This window comes from Salmonella sp. NW1250 (assembly GCF_051812965.1).
Lineage (GTDB): Bacteria > Pseudomonadota > Gammaproteobacteria > Enterobacterales > Enterobacteriaceae > Salmonella > Salmonella enterica.
The window spans coordinates 119,226-131,359 of sequence record NZ_JAMNDD010000007.1 but is presented as its reverse complement, the minus strand read 5'-3'; the positions used below and the strand labels follow the sequence as shown (position 1 = coordinate 131,359).

The following is a 12,134-nucleotide window of genomic DNA, read 5'->3' as shown; positions in this document are numbered from 1 at the left end:
AATAAAGAGAAACCATGATGAAAAAAGCACTGATGGCGGTAGCCCTCTTCAGCGCCCTGCCGGTCCTGGCGGCGGATTACAGCGAGAAGACGCAGTACCTGGGCGTGGTGAACGGTCAGGTGGTGGGCAACAGCGTGGTGAAGGTGACGCGCACCCCGGCGGACCCGGTGCTATACCGGACGGAGAGCAACGGTCCGCTTCCGGAGACGCTGGTCATCCGCAATGCCGAAAGTCGTCCGGCATCCGGAAACATGGCGTATATCACGGTGAAACGGACCCTGGGAGACGGCCGGGACGCACGGCTCACGCTGAAGACCACCCTGATGGTGGACGGGCAGCGGGCGGCCCTCTCGGTCAGCCAGCGGGGAGAGGATGTGGTTATCACGGTGCCGGCGGCAACCCGGCAGGTGGAGCTGAGAAGTGACGCGCCGGCGGAGCTGGAGGTGCCGGCGAACTACCGGGGGAATGTGCAGGTGCCGGTGGAAGTGGAAGGAGTAAGCGTCAGTTAAAAAGAACGGCAGGGCACCACGAATTACCTGAGTGAATGACGCACAGTTATTTACGGCAATAACGTAAAGCCATTCTGTATTACAGGGATAAATATCTCAGTGATGCCACATAAATAAGGTGGCAGGGGATGGCTTTGCGGTAAGACCGGGTAACAGACGGAATTACTATTTAATAACAAAATAGTTCTTTAATTGTTTTATAAAACTGAAAGGAATAAATTCATGAAAAAAACACTGATTGCACTGGCAGTGGCTGCATCTGCAGTGGTATCCGGCTCGGCTATGGCATGGACCGCAGGTGGTAACGGTGGTGATCTGGTACTGGGCGGTACGTTGAGCCCAGTTCCAGATAAAAATAATCCATGGGAAGTAGAGCTTGGCTCAGCTAGCATGAACCAAACACTAAATGCTTCGTTTGAGAAGGGGGCATCTGTAGTAGATATCTTGGTTAAGGATTCTGTTCCTGTTCTTGGTATCCGGACTTCGGTGAAGGCTCCTTTCACGGGCGCTGCCAATATTACTCCACGAATTGAGTATGGGGCGGCAGTTGATCTTTCTGCTTTCGCAGATGATACAACAACCTTAACATTAGAAGTAAAAAATAACGCGGGTCAAAAGATCGGGAAAATGGTTGCTCCATTTAGTGTAGGGGCAGAGGCCTCATCTAAATCAGATACACAAGCAACTAAAAATTCTCTGATTGCCGTGAAGGAAGGAGATGCTTTCTTTGGCGGTTTGCCTTCAAACGCAGATATGGTAACAAATGGATGGGCTATAGCTGCTGCGATCTCAGATGAATATGTTGCAAACTATGACTCCCAGGGCGGCACAGTAGTACCTACTGGTGCACAATCTTTTGGTGATAATGCTTTATCATATTCTGGTTTCTATGGTGCAGGTATTCTGGGTGGTAAAACCGTTAAACTGACTTTCGATCAACCTCTTCAGAGTAGTGCGCCAATTGAATGGCGCGCATCCTTGCCGATTACGGTTTCTTATAACTAACCCGGCAGTTATCAGACATAAACAGAATATAGCTGTTGTCTGACTATTAACCCGGTGTTCTGCTTTACGGCCGCTCACCGGTAATAAACCCGGTATTCCGGTATATTTATTTCCTGCTTCTCTGTCAGCCAGGAAATGTCCGCGTACGCCGGTGCCGGGTTTATTCTTTTCAGCTTGTCTGAATGCTCGTTGTTTATTAATTATGACCAACGGATAAAACAGAGTGAATAACGATGAAAATAACGCATCATTATAAATCTATTATTTCCGCCCTGGCCGCGCTGGCCCTGTTTTATTCCGCAGCACCCCGGGCCGGAATTCTTGACGGCGGGGAAATACAGTTTCACGGTCTGGTCACTGACGAGGCCCCGAAATGGACCTGGCAGGTGGGCTCTCCTGACCAGACATGGGCGGTGGATACCGCTGATGCCCGTATAGAGAACGGACAACTGGTTTTTGATTTACGCGGCAAGGGCTCCCTGCCGTTTCTGGATGGCCATCTGTATGAGGTGGCAGAGCGCGGTGGTCCCGGCTTCACCCCTTTTATCTCCTTCAGCAGTAACGGGCAGCCGTTTTCCGTGACGGATGGCGGTAGCACGACGGCGCAGCACTTCCGCGCCTCTGTCCCGGTACGTAACCCGGAGAACGGTCACGTGGCGGGGCAGCTTTCTTTCACCCTTGACCAGGGAATGGCCGTCAGCGCCGGACACCAGGAAGACGGGGTGGTTCTGCCGGCAGGCATGTCGCTCGTAAACGGGCAGAGCGTGAGCGGTGTGCAGGCCGGCACCCTGCCGCAGTGGCTCAAAAGCCGTCTGCCTTCCCTGCTGATGCTGAACCGGGGCTTCGGTAACGGAATGAGCACGGCAGATAACGGTCAGGTTATCAGTCAGGGCGTGCTGGCTGACGGCCGGGTGAGCCGGCTGGCGGCGGCCTATGCGTCCGCCGTCTCGGATTTTGAGCTGCGCCTGTCGGCAGAAAACACGCCGGCGCAGTGGCAGGCCGGGCTGAGTGTGACGGTGACGGTCCAGTAAAGAACGGGCAGGGAGAGGAAGAACACAATGAAACGATTGACGCTTTTACTGCTGGCCGCCAGTCTGCTGCCGTCCTGTGTGCTGGCGTGGAACACGCCGGGGGAAGACTTCAGCGGAGAGCTGAAGCTGGGCGGGCCGGTGACCAGCACCCGTAATCCCTGGGTCTGGAAGGTCGGGGAAGGGAACACACAGATAAACACGAAAGCTGTCTCTGTCCTGCGCAGTGGGGAGCAGGTAATACCGGTTCCCCTGCCGGCCATGACGGTCCTGCTGGGAAAAACTATCCTGACCACCCCGGCCGGCCGGGAGGGGCTTGCGCCGCAGGTGATATACGGTAAGGGAACCGAGGGGGTTGCACTGGCGTGGACGGCGCCGGGTACGGCATCGGTGACACTGCCGGTGACGGGGGAGGGAAATGTCCGTACCGGGACATTAACCTTCCGGATGCAGGCGGCGGGTGTGCTGCGCCATGTCCTGGGGGACCGGGCGGAGTATGCCGGGCTGTATGGCGACCTGCAGGGCAACGGCTTGCCGCCACAGACGCAGGTGATGCCGGCAGGGCAGACGCCGGGTGTGCTGCAGACCCTGTTTGACAGTGAAGGCCCGGCCTGGCTCCGGGAGATGACGGTCAGCAGCGTGTCCGGGCTGAGCCGGTTCAGTGACGCCGCCCTGCGCCAGGTTGACGGGGTATACGGCGCACAGACGGTGGCGGACAGCGGTGAGCTGCGTTTTAAGGGGGCGGTACCGTCCCGCTGGCACACCTCCCTGGCGGTGAGTATTGAATACCGGTAAGGCTGCAGGCTCCCGATCACCCGTTCAGGGCCCCGCCGTTTTTGTGGGGCTGGAGCGGGCTGACGGCGTGTTTTTCTTTGTGAGTGTCCGGGATATCCGGCAGGTGCAGGAACATAACGGCCGGGTCAGGCTGGTATTCGGGGAAGGCACGACATTCATGACCAGAATGACGCTGTCTGAGTTTACCGCTGCCTTACATGAAGCCGGTGGCTGTTATGTGTCGGTTGTTGATGCAGGTACTGTGTTATGTCAACCATTCGCAGAGAAACCTGATGCCGGTAGTGAACTATTTCTGAGCAGGGATCGTAATGAAAATATCTGTACGTGTACTGGTCACGGTTTATCTGCTGGTTCTTGTGGGACTGGCAGCCATGCTGGCAGGGCTGATAAGCCCGGCGTTAAGTTAGCGGGGGCAGGATAAATGGAAAATGCCATGTCCCGCCGGAAACGCGTACTGTTGACGGGGAACTGTGAATATGAACTGCTGGGGCTGTCACATCTGCTTACCGGTATGGGGTATGCCGTGGTGCGACCGGAGATGTCACCTCCCGGGGCATATGACCTGGCCCTGGTGGCACTGAGTGCGGAGCCGCTGGCCGGCTGGGGGCGGCATCTGCAGGACATCAGAATGCTGCACGCGGCCAGTCCGGTTCCCATGGTTGTTCTGGTACCTTCGCGGCTGCAGGAAATGCGGCTCCTGAGAGGAACTGCGCAGGTTATCAGTGGCCGGGACAGCCTCCTCCGGCTGCGTGACATGCTGCGTCAGGCGCTTGAGGGAAGAGCCGGGCCGGAAAGCTCAGGTGAACTGACTGACTTGCGAAAGCGGACTTTGATATCCCTGTGTACGGCCATAAACAGGAATGCCTCACTGAAGGCGGCATCACGCAAGGATTATTACCTCCGGGCCTGCCTGGTGGAGTATGCAGGGGTGGAGAACCTGCATGTACTGTGCACGAGCGGCCTGTTACCCGGGGTGATTACAGATGAAACCGGACAACGGTTCTGATATGTGAAGACCCGGGGCAGGTATTTCAGCTTCCGGGACAGCATTGCTTCCCCGTAGTCACAGGAGAACAAAATGAGTAATGACGCTTGCGACAAAATTCTGTCTTTTATGCAGTCACAGGCAAACGGCAGGATAAATATACCGGTCAGGACCCGGAGTATTGCGGATGCGGCCGGGCTGACAATATACCAGGCCAGGGCTTATCTGGTTACGCTTGAGGACGCCGGCGTGGTGGAGAAAATGAATGCAGGTAAAGGCGTGTCCGGCCGATGGCGGCTGGTCTGACGGATATCCGGTAAAACAGGGGCAGGGAGAGAACAAGTGGCCGGAACAGATATTGCGGTAACTGACTGATGAACTTTCTGAAGGTGATTTATTACATCTGTATTTCTTTTGTCGTCATGATGTCACTGGTGTTTTTTGTATCGGTATTTCTGTTACTGAATATTGAATGAATATAATCCGGGGCTGCATGACAGGCCTTACGGGAATATGATTTTACTGCTGCCGGTCAGTACTCTGGTTTGTCATTGACTGCATGTAATGCGATGAACTGAATATCCGGAACCATGACTCTGAGACGTTTACTTAAACAAAAACCGGCACTGCTGGCTGGCGCTCTTCTGATGGTGGCCGGTGCGGCCACACTGTATTTTCCGGAAACCTGGTACCCGGAGGAAACGCAGTGGCAGCTTGCGACAGAAAAAGACATTCCCGGTATACAGGGCGGTCTCTCCGGCCTGACGTGGAACCCGGACAGCGGAACGCTGTTTGCCGTGACCGACCATCCGTCGTCGGTGGTGGAGCTGGACACGGACGGGAACGTGCTGCGGGTGATACCATCGGATGGCGACCATGATTTTGAGGCCATTGAGTACCTCGGCCGGAACCGCTATGTCCTGTCCCGGGAGCGGGAACGGATGCTCACCACCCACTACATTGGCAGGAACACGTCTATCCTGCCGCCGGCGTCATACATCCTGACCCTGGATGTGGACAGAAAAAGCGACAATGCCGGTTTTGAAGGCCTTGCCCGTGGACGGGGAGAGAATGCACTGATAGTGGCGCAGGAAAAGAAACCGCTTCGTTTTTTGGAAACGGACCACAGCCATGACTCTCTGTCGGTCAGTGATTCACTGACACACCGGTTGTCCCTGCCGTGGTTCCTGAAGGATATCGCCGGCCTGCATTACGACAGGAAAAACAGGCGGCTGTATGTGCTTTCCCATGAATCAGCCCTGGTAATGGTGTCAGACCCCGAGGGCGGCTGGAGGGTGATGCCGCTGCGCCGGGGACACAGTGGTCTGGAGCGGGACATTCCACAGGCGGAGGGGATAGCTTCTGATGGCCGGAATTCGCTGTGGATAGTCAGTGAGCCAGACCGGTTTTACCGCTTCAGCCGGACAACGATGTCATGACGGTCTGGACGGACTGCAAACGGGTGGTTTGCGAATCGGGGAAACCAAAGGCGTTCTCCACGCCCGGTCGCCCCTACGCAGTTGCACTTCCTTTCATTTGCTGTGGCCAGTTTGCGGGAAGACTTTCACCTTCAGTAATTAAGTTTGGGGTGATCTTCTTTACTCAATAAATTATTTTTGTCGTTCAGCTCCTCACGGACTTTTGCCAGTGACTTCTGAAAAGCCGGGATTGTTTGCAGTCTTGCAAACTCTACTGCTCCCACATAACGGCCAGCATCAACATCACTTTGCCAGTGAGCACCACATATCACTCTGCTTTGCCCGAACTCCCATCCTCGTCTGGCGAGCTCCTGCGCGCGTTCCGGTCTGGCTTGGGATAATACTAATGCCAGAAGTGTACCATAAGCAGTATGCCCGGAAGGGTAAGAGCCATCTTTTCGTAAAGTATTCTCATCTTCAGGACGGCAGGTGGAATGATTAAATAAGACAAAGGGGCGAGTACGCATATAATATTTTTTTGCCGAAGCAGTAGCGTAGTAGCCGCCCATTTTCAGAAGATTCTGTAACATATTCCAGGTTTCAGGCGTATCTTTGGGATTAATTTTAGCACCCACTACTGGCGAGAATATTCTGGCTATATTTTTCACGCTTACATCTGCATCCTCAGCAGCTTGTTTCCATCGCGGGGAACCCTTTATCGCATAGCCCTTAAAATAAGCCTCCTTATCATAGCGGAAAGCCGGATCATCATTACCTGGCGGTGGTGGTAAGTAGAACTGACTGTTCACTGATTCTTCAGGAGAATGAAAGGGTTGCACTGTTTCTGCTGATGTATATTTAGCTACGATCAGTGGTAGAAAAAATAGTAAATAACGACTTTTCATAAAGACTCACTCCGGATCAGACAATAATAAACAGATGTGATTCTATAATGATTTATTGAAATGGTTATTCAACATACAGGTAAAAAAGCAGGACGCTGTACTGGCATTATCCTCTACCCATACCGAACTGACTGCAGCGGACAACAGAACAATACTGGTACTTCCGGCTAACAGCATTTTGTTTAACTTTTCTCCCCGGTTGTTTTTTATCTGCGTGCCTGACTGACACGCATTAGGTTAAAATGTTTACGTAATAACAAACTATGAATAAGTATTTTAAACTATGTGCCCTGTTACCCCGACAACTACCACCAGTCATGATGTGCTGAGTATTAATTTATGATTATGAACAAGAGTCGTAAACAATATTTAAGAATAAAGAAACCGAAAAAGAAAAAATGCCAAAATTGGCGAAGGGATTATTGTTTTCAGTGATGAAAAAGTTCATGGCGGAGATATTGGATTCACTTGTCGGGGCTAGCGAACCGTCAGATGGAGTGATACGCGTTATTACTGGTAATAATCTCCCTGTAGCTAAGTAAGCTTTTGACCCAGGCCCAAAGATGAGCGGCTGATCGCCGAAGCGCTGGGCGTTGCGCCAGAGAAAATCTGGCCTTCTCGTTATAGCTAGTCAGACCAGAGATGGGGGCTACGGATTTCCATTCCCAGAAAAGCAAAAACCCAGCCATAGGCTGGGTTTTCTGAATAAGTGGTGCCCGGACTCGGAATCGAACCAAGGACACGGGGATTTTCAATCCCATTGCCGGAAAGTTAAATTTTTTGCCTTTGTGTTACAGAGATGTGAATAATCGCTAACGCATACATCCAAACCATTGTTTTGGATGTGCAAAATGACAATACTTCCCGTTATCTCTCCCAAAGGTGGAGAAGGCAAATCCACGTTTGCTGCTTACCTTGCCGGTTTTCTTGCCGATGCTGGCCTGAATACCCTTCTTGTGGATGCAGACTATTCCCAGCCCACAGCCAGCAGTATCTTCGCGCTGGAGCATGAATCCCCATTCGGTCTCTATGAATTGTTGATGCAGATGGTCAGTGACCATACGCAATGCATTTCGCAGACCGCCATAAAAAATCTCGATGTCATCTACTCAAACGACCCGGACGAACTGTTGCCGACCGCGATGCTCCACGCTGCAGATGGCCGTCTTCGCCTGCGTAACATACTTCAGCATCCTTTCTTTAACCGTTATGACGCCATTATTGTGGATTCTAAAGGCGCAACAGGCGTTATGACTGAGCTTTCCCTCCTGTCCTCTACCGGTAATGTGATGGGCGTTGTTAAACCCATCCTTCCGGATGTCCGTGAATTTATCCGCGGCTCCCTTCACATGCTTACCCGCCTGAAAACCTATGAAAATTACGGTATCCGCCTTCCTGATATTTCCATTCTCGTCAACTGTATCGAAAACACTCTGCTTGACCGTGAAGCAATGGACGGTCTTGCCGCCATCATTAACGAAAAACATTACGACGCCTCTGCGCTGGGCAACCGTGACGTTTATCGTTTACTCAATACCCGTATCGAGGCGCTGGATATTTTCAAACTGGGGCACGTCAAGCAGCAGCCCGTGCATCGTCTGGAATACAAAACACGCCGCAAAGGTCCGGCCGCAGCCGTCACCATGCACGACCTCGCGTGTGAACTGTTCCCTGAGTGGCAGAGCCATTTCAGTGACGTTCTGACCCGGGAGGTGCGTCATGTCTGAGATGATGATGCCCTGCTCTTATGAGGCTGAGCAGGCCGTACTGGGCGGACTGATGCTTGATAACGACCGGTGGGATGAGGTGATACTGCAAATCTCCCCGGAAGATTTGTTTTCCCGGCCGCACCGTATGGTCTTCCGCGTCATGGCCGAGCTGGCCGGAGAAGGGCTACCGCTCGATCTCATCACTATTACGGAACGGCTGGAGAACAAAGGCGACCTTGAACAGTGTGGCGGCTTTGCTTATCTGGCTGAAATGAGTAAAAACACGCCGTCTGCAGCCAATATCCTTGCTTACGCCGGCGTGGTGGCGGAGAAAAGCCGCCTGCGGCAGCTGATGACAGTGGGTAACAGTCTTCTTTCCGATGTGCAGGCCCCGAAAGCCAGCTCGGCCGGCATCCTTGAGTCGGCCGAAGGTAAGCTGTTTAACATTGCCGAACAGGGAGCCATGCAGCTCAACAGTGAGACCGGCGTTAACGAGGCGCTGGATAAACTGCTGACGCATCTGGAAAGTATGTCCGCCAGTGACGGCCTCACCGGCACACCGACCGGTTTCAGTGAACTGGACGCGATGACCTGTGGTCTCCAGCCCGGCGATCTGGCCCTGCTGGCCGCCCGTCCTTCCATGGGAAAAACGTCGCTGGCCATGGCCGCCTGCACCGCGGCCGTGGGCGCAAAACCTGACGATCACGTCTTTGTGTTCAGTCTTGAAATGCCCTCAGAGCAGCTGATGATGCGCCTGCTGGCGATGGAAGGCCGGGTGGAACTGTCCCGGCTTCGCAGCGGCAACATGGATGATGAAGACTGGGCTCGCGTGTCAGCGGCTACCGGTCGCATTATTGAATGGAAAAACCGTCTGATCATTGATGATACCAGCTACCAGACCCCGGCTACACTGCGCGCCCGCGCCCGTCGCTATGTCCGCAAATACGGCAGACCCTCTCTCATCATGCTGGACTATCTGCAGCTTGTCCGCTCCCCCGAGCAGGAAAACCGCACGCAGGAAATAGCGGAAATTTCCCGCTCGCTTAAGGCGCTCGGTAAAGAGCTGGGCTGTCCGGTACTGGCGCTTTCCCAGCTCAACCGCCTGGTGGAGCAGCGGGCCGATAAACGCCCTAATAATGGTGACCTGCGTGACTCTGGTGCGCTTGAGCAGGATGCAGACCTCATCATGTTTATTTACCGGGATGAGGTTTATAACCCCGGCACTCCTGATGCCGGGGTGGCTGAGATCATTGTCGGCAAGCAGCGGCAGGGGCCAACCGGCACGGTGAAAGTCAAATTTGACGGGCGTTATACCCTCTTTTCGGAGTTTCAGGAAGGCAGCTATGACTTCGGTTACCGCAGCGGGAGGAAACAGGCATGAGCCGTAAAAGTTCTAATGTGGGGGCTGCCATGCTGCAGCCCGGACGCCAGTCGCAGGCGGCCGGCAATATCAGCGTCATGCCGGCGGCTGAAATGCCCATGGTCCTGACGCTCGACCAGTTAAGCCCGAATCCTGATAATCCGCGAACATCACGCAATCCGCGTTATGACGATATCAAGGCTTCCATCCGTTCGCGCGGGCTGGACACCGTACCCAAAGTCACCCGTGACCCGGATGGTGAGCCCGATATGTACATCTTCAGCGACGGTGGTAATACACGTTATCAGATCCTGTCAGAACTGTGGCAGGAGACCGGAGAAGACCGTTTTTTCCGTGTCCATGTGTTGTTCAAGCCGTGGCCGGGACGGCTGCAGTGTGTTATCGGCCATCTGGCAGAGAATGAAGTGCGCGGGGAACTGAGTTTTATTGAAAAAGCGCAGGGGATCCACAAAGCCCGCTCTATATATGAAGAGCAGTTAGGAAAGCCAGTCTCTTTACGACAGTTGTCAGAGCTTCTGACCCGTGAAGGTCTGCCGGTACATAATTCAACTATCAGCCGTATGGAAGATGCACTGAAATATCTTTTTCCGTGGATCCCAGACCTGCTTGAGTCCGGGCTCGGCAGGCCTCAGATAACGGCGCTGCTGGCGCTCCGGCATGATGCTGAACGCGTGTGGGATGAGTTTTGCCTGATTTCAGACACAGGCGACAAATCCTTCAGCGACGTTTTTGGCCAGTGTTGTGGCCGTTTCAACTCACCGGAACTGTGGTCTCTTGAGATGTTTCGCGATGAATTAATTGGTGATTTACTGAATGCGCTGCCCCATCCGGAGCTGGATTATGACCGCTGGATGATGGAACTGGATCCTAAAGAACGTAACCGCAGACATCACTTCGGCGATCCAGAACCGGTGTCCATCCCTCCCGTAAACAGCCTCGTCACCGCTGACTCTGCAGGTCAGGCCACACCGGCGCAGAAGTCTGTTGAGGTCGCGCAGCCTTTCTCCAGTCCACGTCGTGAAATCTCAGGAGAGCCGGTAACGCCCGCCCCGGATAATACCCCACCTGAAAAACTGGATAAACAGCCCCCCCGGCATGAGGTTCAGCCAGATATGTACGGTGCCGCGCCGGTCATTTCAGGTGAGAGCGGGGATGTTAGCGGGCTGGTTACCCTCTCCGATGGGTACGGAGAAGAGAATGGTGGAGAAGAGGACAATGGGGAGGATGGCCTGCTTTCTCTTTTAACACCAGAACCTGAAGTTGTCCTGCAGGATGACGCGCCAGTGACTAATGACAGCATCTGGCATGTGCCGGCCCATCAGGACGATATCGAACACCTGCAGAATACCGCTTTTCGTCTGGCCTGGGAGCTGGGTGAGGTCCTTGGCTGCGAAGATGAAATTCTTCCGCAACGCGACAATGACATGTCTGCCGGTTACGTCGGGGCAGGTGAGGTGTGTTCTGAAGCCGCCGCATTTCTGCTGGGCCTGACCGGCGAAGCGCCTGCGCTGCATCCTGCGGCAGGAGTGTGTGGTCTGCCGGAGCTTTTCACCGGCGGCCCGGGTGAGGGGGAAGCACCTGCACTGACAGATGAAGATGCTCTGAAACTGCTGCGCCTGATGCGCGTTATGCGCCGTCTTCGGGAGCTGCAACGCGGTCTGACGTACGGGGAGGATAACAGTGATGAATAACTCACAGCGACAGTTGCGACTGCTGAATCTTGTCAGGAAACTGCTGAAGCTGGGCCGCAGCAACAGTAATGCCCATGAGGCAGGACTGGCCCTGCAGCGTGCCCAGAAGCTGATGGCCAGATACGGTATCAGCGAGCTTGACGCCAGTCTTACATCTGTGCGCGAGGCGTCTTCCCGCACGGCCCCTTCGGATGCTGAAAAAGTTCCGGAATGGATGGTGACCCTTGTCCGGGGCGTCTGTCATGCCTTTGGCTGCCGCGCTTATTACTCATGGCGTCAGACCTCTGCCGGGTATCGCCGTTCGGTAACCTTTTACGGATTCAGTGAAAAACCTGAGATAGCAGCCTATGCCTTTGATGTGCTGACGCGCCAGCTGAAAGATGCCACAAATTCTTATCTCAAAACCCAGAGTAAGCGGCTGAAACTGGCCACACGCCGGGCGAGAGCGGAGCAGTTCCGTGACGGCTGGGTATGTGGGGTGCGTGAGGTGATATCGGCAACTGACATCAGCAGCGAGGAGGAGCAGGTGATGAGCCACTGGCTGGAAAGCCGCAGTATGAAAACAGTCACAACCCGTGAACTGAAAGCCTGCCGCGGGGCGGATACAGCACGTTATCAGGGGTATGAAGCCGGACAAAATGCCCGTATTCATCATGGTGTCAGCGGCCGGGGTCCGGCAGCCATTGGTTACCGTCAGGATTAAGGGGG

General features: G+C 54.2%; 12 protein-coding genes and 1 pseudogene. 12 read left to right on the top strand and 1 reads right to left on the bottom strand.

Translation table 11 applies throughout. From position 1 onward, the window contains the following. Positions 1–17 precede the first annotated feature (17 nt). From NBA72_RS14055 to NBA72_RS14025, 7 genes are all read left to right on the top strand, one after another. A complete protein-coding gene (locus tag NBA72_RS14055; RefSeq protein WP_023253738.1) occupies positions 18–509 on the top strand; it encodes a DUF5462 family protein in 492 nt (163 codons plus the stop codon). Between the two features lie 222 nt (positions 510–731). Then, the gene (locus NBA72_RS14050) at positions 732–1,514 is read left to right on the top strand and encodes a hypothetical protein (RefSeq protein WP_042949280.1); all 783 of its coding nucleotides are present in this window, start codon (positions 732–734) and stop codon (positions 1,512–1,514) included. A gap of 233 nt (positions 1,515–1,747) precedes the next feature. After that, a complete protein-coding gene (locus NBA72_RS14045; RefSeq protein ID WP_042949278.1) occupies positions 1,748–2,545 on the top strand; it encodes a fimbrial protein in 798 nt (265 codons plus the stop codon). A gap of 27 nt (positions 2,546–2,572) precedes the next feature. After that, on the top strand, positions 2,573–3,337 hold the full coding sequence (locus NBA72_RS14040) for a fimbrial protein (protein ID WP_042949276.1): 765 nt from the start codon (positions 2,573–2,575) through the stop codon (positions 3,335–3,337). A 421-nt stretch (positions 3,338–3,758) separates the two neighbouring features. Then, on the top strand, positions 3,759–4,343 hold the full coding sequence (locus NBA72_RS14035; RefSeq protein ID WP_042949273.1) for a hypothetical protein: 585 nt from the start codon (positions 3,759–3,761) through the stop codon (positions 4,341–4,343). Between the two features lie 72 nt (positions 4,344–4,415). Then, entirely contained in the window at positions 4,416–4,628 is a 213-nt protein-coding gene (locus NBA72_RS14030) for a FaeA/PapI family transcriptional regulator (protein ID WP_000063793.1), read from the top strand. 284 nt (positions 4,629–4,912) lie between these two features. Further along, positions 4,913–5,761, top strand: coding sequence for an SdiA-regulated domain-containing protein (locus NBA72_RS14025; protein ID WP_042949271.1), 849 nt, complete (start codon positions 4,913–4,915; stop codon positions 5,759–5,761). Between the two features lie 131 nt (positions 5,762–5,892). Here the strand turns inward: NBA72_RS14025 and NBA72_RS14020 are convergent, their stop codons facing one another. Further along, a complete protein-coding gene (locus tag NBA72_RS14020) occupies positions 5,893–6,645 on the bottom strand; it encodes a non-specific acid phosphatase (RefSeq protein ID WP_042949268.1) in 753 nt (250 codons plus the stop codon). 556 nt (positions 6,646–7,201) lie between these two features. On the opposite strand from NBA72_RS14020, the pseudogene NBA72_RS14015 reads away from it, so the two are divergent. From NBA72_RS14015 to NBA72_RS13995, 5 genes and pseudogenes are all read left to right on the top strand, one after another. Continuing rightward, a pseudogene (locus NBA72_RS14015) lies at positions 7,202–7,276 on the top strand (helix-turn-helix domain-containing protein); the annotation flags it as partial. Between the two features lie 220 nt (positions 7,277–7,496). After that, positions 7,497–8,372: a ParA family protein gene (locus NBA72_RS14010; protein ID WP_006777717.1), complete on the top strand. Its 876-nt coding sequence runs from the start codon at positions 7,497–7,499 to the stop codon at positions 8,370–8,372. Beyond that, positions 8,365–9,735, top strand: a complete 1,371-nt coding sequence (gene dnaB-PI, locus NBA72_RS14005; protein ID WP_006777718.1) for an SPI-7-type island replicative DNA helicase — start codon at positions 8,365–8,367, stop codon at positions 9,733–9,735. Before NBA72_RS14010 ends, dnaB-PI begins: the two co-directional genes overlap by 8 nt. Further along, the gene (locus NBA72_RS14000; protein WP_042949265.1) at positions 9,732–11,426 is read left to right on the top strand and encodes a ParB family protein; all 1,695 of its coding nucleotides are present in this window, start codon (positions 9,732–9,734) and stop codon (positions 11,424–11,426) included. Before dnaB-PI ends, NBA72_RS14000 begins: the two co-directional genes overlap by 4 nt. Continuing rightward, complete coding sequence (locus tag NBA72_RS13995) at positions 11,419–12,129, top strand: DUF2786 domain-containing protein (protein ID WP_006777721.1); 711 nt, start codon at positions 11,419–11,421, stop codon at positions 12,127–12,129. The genes NBA72_RS14000 and NBA72_RS13995 overlap by 8 nt, the downstream gene beginning before the upstream one ends. The last annotated feature ends 5 nt before the right edge of the window (positions 12,130–12,134 follow it).

Bases quoted from the DNA above. Each gene is read 5' to 3' on its own strand.
- NBA72_RS14030 (WP_000063793.1), top strand. From the start codon at position 4,416: ATGAGTAATGACGCTTGCGACAAAATTCTGTCTTTTATGCAGTCACAG.
- NBA72_RS13995 (WP_006777721.1), top strand. From the start codon at position 11,419: ATGAATAACTCACAGCGACAGTTGCGACTGCTGAATCTTGTCAGGAAA.
- NBA72_RS14010 (WP_006777717.1), top strand. From the start codon at position 7,497: ATGACAATACTTCCCGTTATCTCTCCCAAAGGTGGAGAAGGCAAATCC.
- NBA72_RS14020 (WP_042949268.1), bottom strand. From the start codon at position 6,645: ATGAAAAGTCGTTATTTACTATTTTTTCTACCACTGATCGTAGCTAAA.
- NBA72_RS14035 (WP_042949273.1), top strand. From the start codon at position 3,759: ATGGAAAATGCCATGTCCCGCCGGAAACGCGTACTGTTGACGGGGAAC.
- NBA72_RS14000 (WP_042949265.1), top strand. From the start codon at position 9,732: ATGAGCCGTAAAAGTTCTAATGTGGGGGCTGCCATGCTGCAGCCCGGA.
- NBA72_RS14055 (WP_023253738.1), top strand. From the start codon at position 18: ATGAAAAAAGCACTGATGGCGGTAGCCCTCTTCAGCGCCCTGCCGGTC.
- dnaB-PI (WP_006777718.1), top strand. From the start codon at position 8,365: ATGTCTGAGATGATGATGCCCTGCTCTTATGAGGCTGAGCAGGCCGTA.
- NBA72_RS14045 (WP_042949278.1), top strand. From the start codon at position 1,748: ATGAAAATAACGCATCATTATAAATCTATTATTTCCGCCCTGGCCGCG.
- NBA72_RS14040 (WP_042949276.1), top strand. From the start codon at position 2,573: ATGAAACGATTGACGCTTTTACTGCTGGCCGCCAGTCTGCTGCCGTCC.
- NBA72_RS14050 (WP_042949280.1), top strand. From the start codon at position 732: ATGAAAAAAACACTGATTGCACTGGCAGTGGCTGCATCTGCAGTGGTA.
- NBA72_RS14025 (WP_042949271.1), top strand. From the start codon at position 4,913: ATGACTCTGAGACGTTTACTTAAACAAAAACCGGCACTGCTGGCTGGC.